Below are 16,656 nucleotides of genomic sequence, written 5' to 3'. Positions count from 1 at the left end.
TAATTGCCACGATAAAATTTAAAATTTAAGCAACCCTTACTCCACGCTCATTCAGCGTGGTGACATAGGTTTTGCAATCAATTCCCAGCTTGTCATAAATTTCCCGCATGATCAATGCAATGCTTTCTGCATTTGCATGGTTACGGCATAACATAAAGATGGATGGGCCTGATCCACTGATCCCCCCACCCAATGCTCCGGCTTCGTTACTCAGCCTTTTAACTTCATCAAAGCCCGGTATGAGTATGCTACGAACGGGTTCTATGATAACATCTTCAAGTGACCTGCCAATAAGATCAAAATCGCCCTGAAGCAGCCCTGTAACCAGGCCAGCAATATTTCCCCACTGACGGATCGCATCTTTCAGTAAGACCTCTTTTCTCAAAATCTGCCTGGCGTCTGAAGTCCTTACTTCTATCTGTGGGTGTACAACAGCCACATACAGCATTGGTGCTGAAAGTTGAATAATATCAAGTGGAAATATTGAGCGTATCAATGTAACGCCTCCCATTATGCAGGGAGCGATATTGTCTGCATGCTTAACGCCACTTGCCACCTTCTCACCAGCCATCGCAAAACGAACGAGATCGAGATTGGAAAAAGGCTTCCCCAATAAAATATTGGCTGCAACAACTGCACCTGCTGAACTTGCCGCACTTGAACCCAATCCGCTTCCTGGTTTAATCTGTTTGGTAATGGTAATATCAATACCAACCTGTTTATCGCATGCATGCAAAAGATCAAGTAGTGCAGCACCAGCAACATTTTTTACCGGATCTGTAGGCAGATCAAACTCATCTGCATGTAATATTCGTATTCCTGGTTCTTTAGAAAGGTTCATTTCCACTATATCACAGGGATCATTAAGCGCCATACCCAATATGTCGAAACCGCAGACCATATTTGCTACTGTTGCCGGGCATTCTACTTTCAGCCTGCTGTCAAAATCTATTTTATCAAATTCTATGTTAATCATAAGTGCTCAGTTGAGTGTAGCCCTCAGAATATCTGCAAAAACACCAGAGGCAGTTACATCTGCACCTGCTCCGGCGCCCTTAATAACAAGAGGTTGCTGGGGATAACGATCTGTATAAAACAATACGATATTATCCTTGCCAAAAAGATTCGAAAGATCATGTCCGGTGGGAATCTCCTGAAGGCCAACAGCGGCTTTTCCTTCTTTAAAGCTTGCCACAAATTTCAGTTTGCACCCTTTTGCTGCAGCGGCATCATATATTGATCTGAAATGATCTTCAAGTCGAAGCATTTCTTTATAAAAATCTTCAACGGTTCCTTCCATACACGAAGCAGGAAGAAAGCTGTTGTTGTGGATCGAATCCATTTCCAGCGTTTCGCCGGCTTCGCGGGCAAGTATCATAATTTTTCGCATAACATCTGTTCCACTTAGGTCAAGTCTTGGATCTGGCTCAGTATAACCTTCATCCTGGGCCTGCCTGACAACATCCGCAAAAGGCCTGCTACCATCGTAATGATTGAATACAAAATTTAGTGTTCCACTGAGAACCGCTTCCATCCTGTTTATTCTATCGCCACTCCTGAGAAGGTCATTCAGCGTGCCAATAATAGGGAGGCCGGCACCCACATTGGTTTCGAAAAGAAACTGGGTGTTGAAGTCGTGCGCCTTATCCTTTAATTCCCGGTAATATTTAAAGGGAGAAGAACAGGCTATCTTATTACAGGCAACCACTGCAATGCTTTTATCTAGCAGCTTCCCATATACCGACGCAACAACCTCGCTTGCAGTGATATCAACGAAAACAGAATTTCTCAGATTACGTTGAATGATTCCATCAGTAAATGTTTCAATTGTAGATTCTGGAGCCGCAGCCAAAAGTTCTTTCCATTTATTCAGATCGATACCTTCTTCATTAATCAAGGTGCGTTTTGAGTTTGCCAATCCAACTACCCTGAGCTGTAATCGCATGTGATGTAAAAGATATTGCTGCTGCTGGGCAAGTTGGGCCAGCAATTTACTGCCCACATTTCCCACACCACTAATAAATAAATTAACCTGCTTATTGACGGTTTCAAAAAATTCTTCATGAAGAAGATTGATTGCTTTTCGTACATCAAGGGTTGCTATCACTGCAGAGATATTACGTTCGGAAGAACCTTGTGCTATGGCTCTTACATTAACCCCGTTCCTGCCCAGGGCACCAAACATTTTTCCACTGATACCTGGATGGCTTTTCATTTGCTCGCCCACTAAGGCTACAATAGATAATTCTTTTTCAACAACAAGAGGATCCACCTGCTGCAGGTTGATTTCTGGCGCGAAAGCCTCGTCAACAGCCAGTTTTGCTTTATCAGCTGTTGATGTGTCAACACCCACGCATATAGAATGCTCCGAGGAGCCCTGTGTAATTAATATAACATTGATTTGCTGCGAAGAGAGTGCTTCAAATAACCTGCGTGAAAAGCCCGGTACCCCCACCATTCCACTGCCTTCCAGGCTGAGAAGCGCCAGATTACTTATACTTGAGATTCCTCTTACTGGTGTACCGTTGCGATAGCTATCCTGTTGAATAAGGGTTCCTGCATCTGATGGTGCAAAAGTATTCTTGATCCAGACCGGTATACTTTTATTCATGACAGGTTGTATGGTTGGTGGATATATAACCTTTGCCCCAAAATGGGAGAGTTCCATCGCTTCCTGGTAAGAAATTGTTGGAATAACCTTGGCATTGGGAACCCATCTGGGATCAGCTGTCATCATGCCGCTAACATCCGTCCAGATCTCCAGGGATGTTGCTCCGATAGCTGCTGCAGCAATTGCTGCAGTATAATCGGATCCACCGCGTCCGAGGGTTGTAGTAATACCATTAGGATCGGAAGCAATAAAACCAGGCATTATGACCAGGTCAGTGGCCAACTCCTTCATTATCTCTGAAAAATTTTCTACCGTTGTTTCAGTATCCAGTGTTGCTTTTCCAAAATCAGAATTGGTCCTTATAAGTTTACGGCTATCCCACCATGTTGTTAATATGCCTTTTGCCAGAAATGCGTTATTTATAACCTGAGATGAGATCAGTTCACCATAACTAACAAGCTTATCCCTTGTACGTGCAGTCATCTCACCCAGTAAAAAAATGCCATTGCAGAGATCCTCCACTTCATTACATAACTTTTTTACGGCACTGAGCATGCTGCTTTGTTGTTGAATGGGGATCAGTTCCTTAACCGCATTAAGGTGACGTGTTGTAATAAGATTTACCTGCTCCTTGTATTGCTCTTGACCACGTGCGGCCTGTAAACCACAGTCAAGAAGCGCATCAGTTATGCCTCCGAATGCGGAAACAACCACTATTACCGGTTCTTTGCTAATCTTTTCTTTTACGATTTCAATTACTTTTTGAATAGCTTCCGGACTTCCTACCGAGGTGCCGCCAAATTTTAAAACCTGCATATACTAATTGTGGGATAATAGTTCTTGAAAAATTAATGGGAATGAATTCTTCCCGAGACACAGCCAATGGCCCAAACGTGATATGGAAAATACAACCCTTAACGGGTTGTGATAGTTGTAATAGTAGTGGTGCTGGTTGACGGGGTAACCAGTAACGAGGTAGTTATATATGTATTTGAAAATACCACTGTTTTTTTCTCTGTCGAAAATACAAACAGCACTATATATAACAAGCGTTAGTTTTTTAATTTCTTATATTCATTCCCCGATTGCTGCCCCAATTGTATCAACCAAATCAACGAAAACATGCCAACTACGGACCCGGCAGCCCTGCAACAATTCAAAAGCGAGGTGGCGCTTAAATTTCAGTTATATAATAGCCTGTTCACATCTCTTCCATTTCATCGGATCGAAAAAACCGGAATTTTATTATCCATGCTATTGCATGTTTGTGAGGAAGGATACAAAATGAAGAAGAATCCTGTCCAGATCATGGATGAGTTTTTTTCAATGCATACCACATATCGGAACGATCAGGAGAGAACCGATCTATTATTTCGTTTTGTTCAATATGTTGAAAGACAAGTAGTGCTTTTTGATGCTCTTGAAGATGCTGCATTCAGCAAGGTCAATGATGTAGGCGGGCAGGGTTCCCTTAAACAGCTAAAAGGATTTCTCGAACAGGCAGGCCCTGATGCAGTAGATAACACGGAAGATGATTTCTGTGTAAGAATGGTTTTGACTGCCCATCCTACCCAGTTTTATCCAGGATCTGTTCTGGGAATCATAAATGATCTCTCTAAAGCATTACAACAAAACAACACCACTCAGGTAAATACTTATCTGCAACAGCTTGGTAAAACTCCTTTCTTTAAAAAGCAGAAACCCACTCCCTTTGATGAGGCGATGAGTTTGATATGGTACCTTGATAATGTATTTTATGCCGCAGTAGGAAGAATATTAACCTATACTTCCAATGAACTCTCTCCCTGGCTTAAATCGGGTAAGCCCTTGTTGCAAATGGGATTTTGGCCGGGTGGTGACAGGGATGGAAATCCTTTCGTGACAGCAGAAACTACCTTGCAGGTAGCTGCTACCCTGAGAAGCAGTATTGTAAAATGTTATTACCTCGATGTAAGGAGACTAAAACGCAGACTCACATTTAAAGAAACGGATCAGTTGTTGATAAATCTGGAAAAACAACTGTACAATGAAGTGTTTAGTGAAGGGCCAAAGGAAATACTGGATGCAGAAGATATGATACGGCAGTTGAAGCAGATAAGGGATACCCTGGTATACCAGCACAATGGATTGTTTGCGGGTCTTGTTGATAACCTGATCCAGAAAGTAAATGCATTCGGACTTTATTACGCATCACTTGATGTGCGGCAGGATAGTTCCGTGCACACTGCTGTTTACAAGTATCTTCAACAACAATCCGAACATCTCCCGGAAGGTTATGAGGAAATGCCAATGGATCAGAAACTCAATGTTCTCGCAGGCATGAAGCCCTTATCACCCGAATATATTTTCGAAGATAAAATTCATCAGGATACCATTGATTCTATTCGCGCCATCTCTAAAATTCAGGAACAGAATGGAGAATCAGGTGCTTATCGTTATATAATCAGCCAATGCAACAGTGCTCAAAGTATAATGGAGGTGTATGGTTTGTTTCTTCTTGCCGGCTGGAATGAAAATAATCTTACGATTGATATAGTACCGCTTTTTGAAACAATTGATGACCTTAACAGGGCCGGAAAAATAATGGAGACACTTTACCAAAACTCCATATACCGGAATCATCTTTCTGCAAGAGGTAACCGCCAGACAATTATGCTTGGTTTTTCTGATGGAACCAAGGATGGGGGATACCTGATGGCCAATTACAGTATCCTGCATGCAAAACAATCACTTACCAGTATCTCTGCAAAATATAATATTGACGTTTTGTTTTTTGATGGAAGGGGTGGGCCTCCTGCCCGGGGAGGTGGCAAAACACATAAGTTTTATGCATCGATGGGAAATGATGTTTCAGTAAAAGAGATACAACTTACTGTGCAGGGGCAAACCATTAGTTCAAACTTTGGTACAATTGAAGCGGCGCAGTATAACATGGAACAGATGCTGAATGCAGGCCTCAGCAGTTTTCTTCGTTCGCAGAAGCGCCCAACCTTAGAACCGCAACAACAACATCAGTTTCAGCAACTCGCTAAAGATGGATTTGAGGCATACATCCAACTCAAAGAACATCCATCCTTTGTAGAATATCTTTCACATGCCAGTGCCCTTAGATTTTATGCGGAAACCAATATTGGCTCAAGGCCGGCGAAAAGAGGAACAGCAAGCAGATTGAATTTAAAAGATCTTCGCGCAATTCCTTTTGTTGGAGCATGGAGCCAGCTAAAGCAGAATGTGACTGGTTATTATGGTGTAGGTACCGCGCTTCAAAAAGCTGAGCAAAGAGGAGAATGGAAACAGGTCAAAGAAATGTACCAGCATTCGCTTTTTTTCAAAACACTTATTGATAACTGTGAGATGGCCATGTTGAAATGCTATTTTCCACTTACAAGCCATCTTGCAGATCATCCTTCCTATGGTGAGATATGGCATATGATATATGCAGAATATGAACTTACACGGAAATATGTTTTTCATTTATCGGGGAAGAATGAACTGATGGCCGATTACCCTGTTGAACAATTGAGTGTTCAGATGCGGGAAAGGATCGTTTTACCGCTCACCACCATTCAGCAATTTGCAATCACTAAGGTGAGGGAAATGGATGGTGCTGTTATGCCTGCTGCAGCAGAGAGCATGAAAACTGCATATGAAAAGCTTGTAATGCGGTGTTCCTTTGGTATCATTAATGCTGGCAGAAATTCGGCTTAATGTAAACATAATAAAGCCCCCTGTAGACACAGGGGGCTTTCAACGATTGCTTGCCATATGTGAAACGAAGGTCAGAAGCTGTAAACTGCTGCGAGCAGAAAGCTTCCCGTTGATTTTTTAGGGTTGAAATTAGCGTCAATAAACACTTCTTCACTCGCATTGTCAAGCCTGAATTCAGGTATGATGGTTAGTCCCCCCGCTTTGAAATTCGCAGAAAGTGTAGTCGCGAAAACTGAGGCACCCTCATCAATACCTGTTGGTATTTTGAATTGATTTTTATCACTGAAATATTCTGTACGTAATGTAAGTCCGAACCATGCTTTAGGGTCAACATTGATGTAAAGGGCAGATCCCCACCACGATTTGCCATCGGCATTTTTGCTGCCATCCCAAACCTGTGTTGTATTAACCGTTCCATTATAGCCCAGACTGAAAACATCATTGATCTTTGCCGTGGCTACAAGGTCAAACTGGCTGGTTTTTGAAGTATCGGGATTTTTTCCGCCTGCATAGTTAAGGTAGAATTTTACATTGTCGCTTGCAGCAAGGCTGTATTGTGCCAGCAAAAATTTACGATTGATCATATCAGATGGTGGAACCCGGTAGTCGGTAGCATTCGCTATTCCAATCATAAATCCACTTTTTCCCCTTGATAATTCGGCTTTCAATCCTGTATGATGGAATGGTCCGTTTGTGAACATATAAGACATGCTATAGTTACGATTAAGTTGTGGATCTACCAGCTCATAACCAACATGTGTAGCCCAGGTTCCTGCGGTAAATTTGATCCAGTCGGCGGGTGCATAGCTTACATAAAGCTGCTTAACTGATTGCATTATACCTTCATCGGCATAGGAGAATTCTTTAGCCCTCGGACCAAACCCCAGGTCAATTACAACACCAACTTTATCGCCTTTATGTTCTGCCTTAATGCTTGCCATTCCCAGGGCAAAGCTGTTATGTGTATTGGTAAAACTGGTTCTGTTATTTCCTGATTGTTTGTTAAAATCATATCTGTAATAAACATCAGCTGATCCGGAAAGAGTTATGAGGGGTTTTTTCTCCTCCGGGGGGGCAGCCACAGATTCTGTTGAGGTGGTGGATGCAATAGTGGCAGTGGTTTCAGTGGTTTGCGCAAAGGCCGGTAACGTACAGGCCATAACGAAGCCTGTTGCAAATATTTTTTGTAACATTGTGTAACATTTTAAGTGTTAAGGGAAAGGGTACGGCGATGAACTTGTGTCAGAAGTTTATCATTACGCTGTACCTTTTTCTGGTTTTTGAAGCCTGGTAGTTAACCCTGACTATTAGATTTCAGAAAGCTGCTCCTCTTCTATGATTCCATTATTGCGAACCAGAAGAGTTCCCTGCATATATTTTTCATTGTGCTGAGATTCATCAAGGCCCAATTCCTCTTCTTCAGAAGTAACACGAAGTGGGAGAATGAAATTGATGAATTTGAAAATGCCATATGAAACTGCGAAACTGTAGGCAACTACAATTCCAAGTGCTTTTAATTGAGTAAAAAAGAACTCCGGATTACCATAGAATAGTCCATCATTGCCGGCAGCATTAACCGCTTTTGTGGCAAATATTCCGGTCATGAGCATACCTACCATACCTCCGATACCGTGGCAGGGGAAAACATCAAGGGTATCATCAAGTGTTGATTTTTGCTTATAGTAAATAGCAAGATTTGAAATAATTGCAGCCAGCACACCCACAAAAATACTTTGAGGGATGGTTACGAAACCGGCAGCAGGTGTAATGGCAACTAGTCCCACAACTGCACCGATACAAAAACCAAGTACGGAAGGTTTTTTACCACGGAGTACATCAAAAAACATCCAGCTTAAACCTGCTCCAGCTGCAGCTGTATTGGTTGTTGCGAAAGCAGATACCGCAAGAGAATTTGCACCAAGGGCAGAACCTGCATTAAATCCGAACCAACCGAACCACAGAAGGCCCGTGCCGATCAATACATAAGGAATATTTGCGGGTGGGATTTCTTTCTGCTCCAGGTGTGACTGTCTGCGCTTCAATACCAGAGCTCCTGCAAGGGCTGCACATCCCGCAGAAATATGTACAACTGTACCACCTGCAAAATCCAGTACTCCCATCTGAAACAGGAAACCCTCCGGATGCCATGTCCAATGCGCAATTGGCGCATATACCAGAAGGCTGAACAAGGCGATGAACAGGATATAAGATGTAAATCGGATCCTCTCCGCTACGGCACCAACTACCAGTCCTGGCGTTATGATCGCAAACATCAGCTGGAAAAGGGCAAATAAAGTTAATGGGATAGTAGGGGCCAGGCTCCATGGAGCTCCTGATCCTACCCCCTGGAAAAAGGCGAAAGTGCCCGGATTGCCAATGAAGCCTCCAATAGACTCTCCAAAGCAAAGACTGAAACCTACTGTTACCCAGAGTATGCTAACTACTCCTGAGGCAACAACACTCTTAATCATGGTAGAGATCACATTCTTGCGATGTACCATGCCCCCATAAAAGAAAGCTAAGCCCGGTGTCATAAGGAACACCAATGCAGTAGCTACAATGATCCAACCAGTATCAGCAGCACTGTATAATTTACCGCCATCGTCAAAATTTGGCAGAGCTGGAATGAAAAGGGTGGCAATGGCTACCACCGCAAGGATCACAAAAGGGGCAATCTGTTTTGTGGTTAATTTCCGCATAATTCAGTTGGTTTTGGTTATTGTATTAAATAAAATAATACTTTAAATTGTTTTACTAAATTAATCAGAAAATTATTAAATCCTATTCGTAAATATACACATGTAAATATATATAATATTATACTTCAGGTATTGTAAAATGAATAAGGCGGCCAAATGGCCGCCTTATTCACATATGCTAATAAAAATTATGTATTAACTGGCTACAGATAGCATGGCATCTTTAGTTTCGAGAACCGAACTTCCCATTAGATACTCATCTACCTTCCTGGCGCATTCCCGGCCTTCACTGATGGCCCAGACTACCAGACTTTGTCCCCGGCGAATATCCCCGGCTGCGAAAACTTTAGCAATATTGGTTTGGTACCCCTTTTCACTCGCCCTTACATTTCCTCTCTCATCAAATTCAACTCCAAGTTCATTTAACATACCCTGCTGTTGGGGGTGAACGAAACCCATAGCCAGTAAAGCTAGTTCACAAGGGATCTCCCTCTCGGAGCCCTCAACTTCCTTGAACTGTGCAGGCCTTCCATCTGCTGCACTTACCCATTCGAGATTTACTATTCGCAATCCTTTCAGTTTCCCATTCTCATCACCAAGGAATGACTTTGTAGCTACAGCCCATTGACGCTCACATCCTTCTTCATGTGAAGTGGAGGTTTTCAGCACCATAGGATAGCTGGGCCAAGGCATGAAAGGGGTCCTTTTCTCTGGTGGCTTAGGTAACAATTCAAATTGTGTTACTGTTATGGCCCCCTGACGATTTGAGGTTCCTACACAGTCACTACCAGTGTCACCCCCGCCAATTACTACTACATTTTTCCCGGTTGCAAACAGTTCCTCAATATTGATATTACTTTCTATATCTCTAAAAGCCAGTGGATCTGATTTGTAGTTTCGTTTGTTTTGTTGCTTCAGGAAATCCATTGCAAAATAGACTCCATTTAATTCTCTTCCGGGTATACTAAGATCGCGTGGTACAGTTGACCCCCCCGCCAGAACTATTGCCTGGTATTCCCTTAGAAGATCATTTACTCTGATATTTACCCCCACATTAGCATGACACCTGAAAACAACGCCTTCTTCTTCCAGGAGGGAAATCCTTCTTTCCACCACCCATTTCTCCAATTTAAAATCCGGAATGCCGTACCGTAAAAGTCCACCGGGTTTTTCATCGCGCTCAAATACCGTCACCTGATGACCCGCATAGTTCAGCTGGGCGGCTGCCGCAAGTCCCGCTGGACCCGATCCTATTACTGCAACCTTTTTACCAGTTCGAACATTTGCCTTTCGGGGTTTAACCAGTCCCTTCTCAAAAGCGATCTCAATAATATGTTTTTCAATTTCTTCAATAGTAACGGCGGGCTGATTGATTCCTAAAACACAGGCAGTTTCACACGGAGCCGGACAAATCCGGCCGGTAAATTCCGGAAAATTGTTTGTAGAACTCAGAATGCTATATGCTTCTTCCCAATTTCTGCGGTACACCGCATCATTAAACTCGGGGATCACATTGCCTAAAGGACAACCATTATGGCAAAATGGAATGCCACAATTCATGCATCTCGCTGATTGTTTATTCAGTTGTTCATCAGAATATCGCTGAATAAATTCTTCATAATCTTTAACCCTTTCCTCCGCCGGCCGCTTGCCTGGCAGCTCCCTGTTATATTCCAAAAATCCGGTTGGCTTTCCCATGATTTAATCGTGATTTGTTTTGTTGAAAGTTTTAATAACTGCTAGTTGCTTACCTACCAATCCTCAATGTTTTACCTGTTCCTTTGATTTCCTTTCAAGCAATACTTTCTTGTAATCGCGTGGGAACACTTTTACAAAATTGCGTAGCTGGTTATCAAAATCTTTGAGAATGAACTGGGCAACAGTGCTTCCGGTATATGTATAGTGCTGGTTAATCAGTTCCTTCAACTCTGCACTATCCTCTTCTCCAAGTGGATCAAGATCCACCATTTCAGTATTGCAGTTTATATTGAATGTTCCATTAACATCATATATGTATGCGATGCCTCCACTCATACCAGCCGCAAAATTTCTACCGGTATCTCCAAGAATAACAACTTTACCACCTGTCATGTATTCACAGCCATGATCACCTACACCTTCAACAACAGCTGTTGCTCCTGAGTTACGTACCGCAAAACGTTCGCCAGCCTTACCACGGATAAATGAAAGGCCTGACGTTGCTCCATAAAATGCAACATTGCCGATGATAATATTATCTTCGGGAACAAAAGCTGCCTGAAGTGAGGGATACACAACCAACTTTGCGCCACTCAATCCTTTACCGAAATAATCATTAGCATCACCTTCCAGTTCCATCGTAACACCTGATGTATTGAAAGCGCCAAAACTTTGTCCTGCAGTACCTGTAAGTTTAAAATGTATCGTGTCTTCCGGCAGACCCTTTTCTCCATATTTCTTGGAGATTTCATTTGAAAGGATAGTGCCTATGGTTCTGTTTGTATTCTTAACATTGAAGGAAGCAAAAACTTTTTGCTGGTTTTCGATTGCAGGCTTTGCTACCTCCAGTAATTTCCAGTCTAAAACATCCTCTAATCCATGATCCTGTTGTTCCATATTGTAAAGTCCCGTATACATGGAAGCAGGTTCTTTGTACAATACCGGTGATAGATCAAGATTTTTGTATTTCCAATGTGTAATGTCAGTTCTTGGCTCCAGAAAATCTACCTTTCCAACCATTTCATTTACTGTTCGAAAACCTAACTCAGCCATTATCTCCCGAAAATCTTCTGTAATGAAGCGGAAGAAATTTACTACATGGTCAGCATCTCCCGTAAATCTTTTGCGCAATTCAGGATCCTGCGTTGCCACACCAACCGGACAAGTATTCAAATGACATTTACGCATCATTATACAGCCCTCAACAACAAGAGCAGCGGTTGCAATACCCCATTCTTCAGCCCCGAGTAAAGTAGCGATGGCGATATCGCGTCCTGTACGCATCTGGCCATCGGCCTGTAATACAACACGGCTACGTAGTTTGTTTTTAAGGAGAGTCTGGTGTGATTCAGCCAGGCCAAGTTCCCAGGGTAGACCCGCATGTTTTATTGAACTTATTGGTGATGCACCGGTACCGCCATCAAATCCTGCAATAAGGATCACATCCGATTTTGCTTTGGCAACTCCCGCTGCAATAGTGCCAACCCCCGCCTTACTTACAAGCTTGACACTGATTCGTGCAGCCCGATTTGAATTCTTAAGATCATATATCAACTGAGCGAGATCTTCTATTGAATAAATATCATGATGGGGTGGGGGTGAAATCAATCCAACCCCAGGTGTTGAGTGTCGTACCTTTCCTATCCATTCATCAACTTTATGCCCCGGCAATTGACCGCCTTCACCGGGTTTTGCACCCTGGGCCATTTTTATTTGTAATTCATCAGCCATAGTAAGGTAATAGCTTGTTACGCCAAACCTTCCTGAAGCAACCTGTTTAATGGCGCTTCGCATAGAATCACCATTGGGTAATTTCTCATATCGCATCGAATCTTCGCCTCCCTCTCCCGTATTGCTTTTTGCACCTATACGGTTCATGGCAATGGCCAATGTGGAATGTGCTTCGTGGGATATGGATCCGAAACTCATAGCACCCGTCGCAAAACGGTGCATGATAGTTTCAGCAGACTCTACTTCTTCAATTGGTATAGAGGGTCGGTTATTCTTAAACTGCAACTGGCTTCTCAGAGTTGAAGCTTTCACAGACTGGTCATTTACCAGCTTTGTATATTTTTTGAACGTTGCATAATCATTCATCCGCGTTGAATACTGCAACAAATGAATGGTCTGTGGATTAAACAAGTGGAACTCTCCTTTACGTTTCCACTGGTAAACGCCACCCACAGGTAGCCTGTCAACAGGAATATCTTTTTTGCTGAATGCAAGGAAATGCTTTGCCAAAGATTCTTTCGCTATTTCATCAAGTCCCATTCCTTCAATCCTTGAAGTGGCACCAGTAAAATATTTATCTACAACAGCCTTGTTGATACCAATGATCTCAAATATCTGGGCTCCCTGGTATGATTGTAGCGTGGAAATTCCCATTTTGGAAAATACCTTCAACAAACCATCATTCACCGCTTTGATATAATTTTTCTTGAGATAATCCGGATCGAGATCAGTTTCCATTTTGCCACTGAGTTTCATATCACGGATAGTACTCAAAGCCAAGTATGGATTGATGGCAGTTGCTCCAAATCCGAGCAGGCATGCGAAATGATGAACCTCCCAAACATCTCCCGCTTCAACTACAAGACCTACCTGTCCACGAAATCCTTTTCGTATCAGATGATGGTGAACTGCAGCTGTAGCTAAAAGTGAAGGAATGGGCGCGTGATCTGAGTCAATGGCCCGATCAGAAAGTATGAGAACCTCAAATCCATCCTGCACAGAATCAACTGCATACCGGCATATTCTGTCAAGCGCTTTTTGTAATGATCCTGGCTTACCATCTGATCGGAAATAACATTGTAATGTCTTTGCCTGGAAAATTCCTGTATCGATGCTGCGGATCTTCTCCAGTTCATGGTTATTGAGCACGGGATGTTTAAGCGCCACACAATGCGCTGCCAATGGATCTTCAATGAGAAGGTTGCCATTATTCCCTGCAAAAGTAGCTAGCGACATTACCAGTCTTTCCCGGATGGGATCAATGGGTGGGTTTGTAACCTGGGCAAATAATTGTTTGAAATAATTACTTAAATGCTGCGGTTGGTCACTCAGTACAGCAAGCGGTGTATCGGTACCCATGGATCCGATTGGCTCTTTGCCATCTGTTGCCATGGGTGCGATAATAGTATCAAGATCCTCCGTTGAATACCCAAATGCTTTTTGGTACTTGAAAACCTGCTCATGTTCAAGATGTGTGAACAGAACTCTTGGCTCCGGAAGTTCTTCAAGACGGATCTTATATTTATTCAGCCATTCTGAATATGGCTTCTGTGAGCAAATCTGCGACTTAAGTTCGTCGTCGCTGATAATTCGGCCCTGTTCAAGGTCAACCACAAACATTTTTCCCGGCTGAAGTCGCCCCTTCTCAATAACTATTGAAGGGTCAACCGGTAATGCACCTGTTTCTGATGCCATTATTACCCTGTCATCATTGGTTACGCAGTAGCGGGAAGGGCGAAGTCCGTTTCGGTCAAGTGTTGCGCCAATTATTTTTCCATCAGTAAAAGATATAGAAGCCGGACCATCCCATGGTTCCATAAAAGCCGCATGAAATTCATAGAATGCTTTTTTGACAGGATCCATCTGATCGTTACCGTCCCATGCTTCCGGAATAAGCATCATCATTACATGTGGAAGTGATCGGCCTGTCATCGTCAACAGCTCGATCATATTATCAAGACAGGCTGAATCTGATTGTCCCTCTGTTACAATAGGAAGTAACATATCCATTTCCTCCTTTGAAAAATATGGAGAGGTGAAGCCTTTTTCACTTGTTCGTAGCCAGTTGAGATTCCCCTGTAAAGTATTGATCTCGCCATTATGTGCGATATAACGGAAAGGCTGGGCAAGCTTCCATGATGGAAATGTATTTGTTGCAAACCTTGAATGAACCAGGCCGAATGCACTCACCATTCTCTTATCGCTCAGGTCAGGAAAATAGCCGCGAACCTGGTGACTAGTAAGCTGACCTTTGTAAACGACAGTTTTGTATGATAATGATGCAATATAAAAACCGATAGCATCTTTCCTTACTGTATTATTGATGGTATGGCTGGAATAATTTCGGAGAATAAATAATTTTCTCTCAAAATCATCGGGGTTGGTCAGGTGATCCGGACTGGCAATGAAAACATGCTCCATTTCAGGTTCAACACTTAATGCAGTTGGACCAATCCCATCGGTGTTCACCGGAACTTTTCTATAGCCAAGAATCTCGAGGCCAAGTTTTTCTGCAGCGCGATTGAATATATCCCTGCATTCTTCGCGGAGACGGATTTCCCTCGGAAAGAAAATTACCCCCACTCCGTATTTACCATAAGAGGGGAGGTGTATGCCTAACTTGACACACTCATCAAAATAAAATTCGTGGGGCGTCTGGATAAGAATACCGGCACCATCACCCGTATTCACTTCACAGCCACATGCGCCGCGATGTTCCATATTTTCAAGAACAGTAAGTGCGTCAGAAATTATCTGGTGACTTTTATTGCTCTTGATATTTGCCACGAATCCAATGCCACAGGCATCATGCTCAAAAGAGGGATGGTATAAACCCTGGTTGCTTGCCATCGTTGAAAATGCAGTTTAGAAATTATTCAAAAAAATATGCCGTTTCCTATATGGAATTTAATATATGCAGCAAGCAGACCCTGAATATACAACAATCCGGTATAAATCAGACTAAATATCCAAAAAGATTATCGTCTTTATTTAGTTCGGTGTAATTGATATTGTACTGCCGCATATTTTCCAAAAGGACATTGTAATCCTGTGAATTTTTAAGTTCTACCCCTACAAGGGCAGGACCTGATTCTTTGTTGTGTTTTTGCATGTACTCAAATCGGGTGATATCATCATCCGGACCCAATACATGATTCACAAATTCCTTTAAAGTTCCCGGCCGCTGCGCAAAACGTACCAGGAAATAATGTTTTAGCCCCTCATACTGTAAAGATCTTTCTTTGATCTCCTGCATCCGGTCAATATCATTGTTGCTTCCGCTAACTATACATACCACATTTTTACCCTTTATCCTATCTGAATATTGCTCTAATGCAGCGATAGATAATGCGCCAGCAGGTTCCACTACAATAGCATCTTCATTGTAGAGCTGAAGAATCACTGAACACACTTTTCCTTCAGGAACCAGTACCATATCATTAAGTACATCTTTACAGATCCGGAATGACTTGTCGCCCACTCGCTTGACGGCTGCGCCATCTATAAATCTTTCGATTTCATCCAGTGTAACCGGACTTCCATTTCGAAGTGCTGCTGTCATGGAAGGTGCTCCTTCAGGTTCAACACCAATCACCTGGGTTTCCGGACTATATGTTTTCAGGTATCTTCCAACACCCGCAGCCAGTCCACCACCACCTACAGGAATAAAAACATAATCGATTTCGGGTTGGTCTTCAAGAATTTCAATTCCTACAGTACCCTGTCCTTCAATAATTTTATCATCATCAAAAGGAGGGATAAATGTCATGTGGTTAGCAACAGTAAACGCTTTTGCTGCAATTGCACAATCGTCAAAAGTATCTCCTGCCAGTTTTATATCAACCCATTCTTCCCCAAACATTTTTGTTTGTGAAACCTTTTGTTTGGGGGTAATGATGGGCATAAAAATTACACCTTTAACCTGAAGCTTCTTACAGCTGAAAGCAAATCCCTGCGCATGATTTCCTGCACTTGCACAAACCACACCATTTTCAAGGAGATTTTCGGGAAGGCTGCTCATCATATTATAAGCACCCCGCAACTTGTAGCTCCGTACTAATTGAAGGTCTTCTCTTTTTAAAAATAGATTGCAACCGAACTTGCGGCTTAGATTCGGGCTGAACATTAACGGAGTTCGGGTCACCACCTTCCGAAGACGCTGGGCTGCCTTGAAAAAATCGAGAGTAGGTGCTTGTAGGGTGGACATAT

At 42.7% G+C, this 16,656-nt stretch carries 8 protein-coding genes; 1 reads left to right on the top strand and 7 read right to left on the bottom strand.

Annotation, left to right across the window (positions count from 1 at the left end; genetic code table 11):
- Positions 1–25: 25 nt before the first annotated feature.
- Both HY58_RS09900 and thrA read right to left on the bottom strand, forming a co-directional pair.
- The gene (locus HY58_RS09900) at positions 26–976 is read right to left on the bottom strand and encodes a homoserine kinase (RefSeq protein WP_052324015.1); all 951 of its coding nucleotides are present in this window, start codon (positions 974–976) and stop codon (positions 26–28) included.
- A 6-nt stretch (positions 977–982) separates the two neighbouring features.
- A complete protein-coding gene (thrA, locus tag HY58_RS09895; RefSeq protein WP_039131327.1) occupies positions 983–3,427 on the bottom strand; it encodes a bifunctional aspartate kinase/homoserine dehydrogenase I in 2,445 nt (814 codons plus the stop codon).
- 306 nt (positions 3,428–3,733) lie between these two features.
- Here thrA and HY58_RS09890 point away from each other — a divergent pair, with 306 nt between their 5' ends.
- Positions 3,734–6,319: a phosphoenolpyruvate carboxylase gene (locus tag HY58_RS09890; protein ID WP_039131325.1), complete on the top strand. Its 2,586-nt coding sequence runs from the start codon at positions 3,734–3,736 to the stop codon at positions 6,317–6,319.
- Positions 6,320–6,390: 71 nt separating this feature from the next.
- Here HY58_RS09890 and HY58_RS09885 read toward each other — a convergent pair whose 3' ends face one another.
- The 5 genes from HY58_RS09885 to ilvA all read right to left on the bottom strand — a co-directional run bounded on the left by HY58_RS09885 (position 6,391) and on the right by ilvA (position 16,654).
- Positions 6,391–7,512: an outer membrane beta-barrel protein gene (locus HY58_RS09885; RefSeq protein ID WP_039131322.1), complete on the bottom strand. Its 1,122-nt coding sequence runs from the start codon at positions 7,510–7,512 to the stop codon at positions 6,391–6,393.
- Positions 7,513–7,626: 114 nt separating this feature from the next.
- A complete protein-coding gene (locus tag HY58_RS09880) occupies positions 7,627–9,018 on the bottom strand; it encodes an ammonium transporter (RefSeq protein ID WP_039131320.1) in 1,392 nt (463 codons plus the stop codon).
- A gap of 195 nt (positions 9,019–9,213) precedes the next feature.
- Positions 9,214–10,716, bottom strand: a complete 1,503-nt coding sequence (locus HY58_RS09875) for a glutamate synthase subunit beta (RefSeq protein ID WP_039131318.1) — start codon at positions 10,714–10,716, stop codon at positions 9,214–9,216.
- A gap of 63 nt (positions 10,717–10,779) precedes the next feature.
- Positions 10,780–15,297 carry a glutamate synthase large subunit gene (gltB, locus tag HY58_RS09870; protein ID WP_039131315.1) on the bottom strand — a complete coding sequence of 1,506 codons (4,518 nt, stop codon included), beginning with the start codon at positions 15,295–15,297 and terminating at the stop codon, positions 10,780–10,782.
- Between the two features lie 106 nt (positions 15,298–15,403).
- Positions 15,404–16,654: a threonine ammonia-lyase gene (gene ilvA, locus HY58_RS09865; RefSeq protein ID WP_039131313.1), complete on the bottom strand. Its 1,251-nt coding sequence runs from the start codon at positions 16,652–16,654 to the stop codon at positions 15,404–15,406.
- Positions 16,655–16,656: the final 2 nt, after the last annotated feature.

Source organism: Flavihumibacter sp. ZG627, assembly GCF_000814325.1.
Classification (GTDB): domain Bacteria; phylum Bacteroidota; class Bacteroidia; order Chitinophagales; family Chitinophagaceae; genus Flavihumibacter.
This window is presented reverse-complemented; position numbering and strand designations above follow the sequence as displayed.

Bases quoted from the DNA above. Each gene is read 5' to 3' on its own strand.
- HY58_RS09900 (WP_052324015.1), bottom strand. From the start codon at position 976: ATGATTAACATAGAATTTGATAAAATAGATTTTGACAGCAGGCTGAAA.
- thrA (WP_039131327.1), bottom strand. From the start codon at position 3,427: ATGCAGGTTTTAAAATTTGGCGGCACCTCGGTAGGAAGTCCGGAAGCT.
- HY58_RS09890 (WP_039131325.1), top strand. From the start codon at position 3,734: ATGCCAACTACGGACCCGGCAGCCCTGCAACAATTCAAAAGCGAGGTG.
- HY58_RS09885 (WP_039131322.1), bottom strand. From the start codon at position 7,512: ATGTTACAAAAAATATTTGCAACAGGCTTCGTTATGGCCTGTACGTTA.
- HY58_RS09880 (WP_039131320.1), bottom strand. From the start codon at position 9,018: ATGCGGAAATTAACCACAAAACAGATTGCCCCTTTTGTGATCCTTGCG.
- HY58_RS09875 (WP_039131318.1), bottom strand. From the start codon at position 10,716: ATGGGAAAGCCAACCGGATTTTTGGAATATAACAGGGAGCTGCCAGGC.
- gltB (WP_039131315.1), bottom strand. From the start codon at position 15,297: ATGGCAAGCAACCAGGGTTTATACCATCCCTCTTTTGAGCATGATGCC.
- ilvA (WP_039131313.1), bottom strand. From the start codon at position 16,654: ATGTCCACCCTACAAGCACCTACTCTCGATTTTTTCAAGGCAGCCCAG.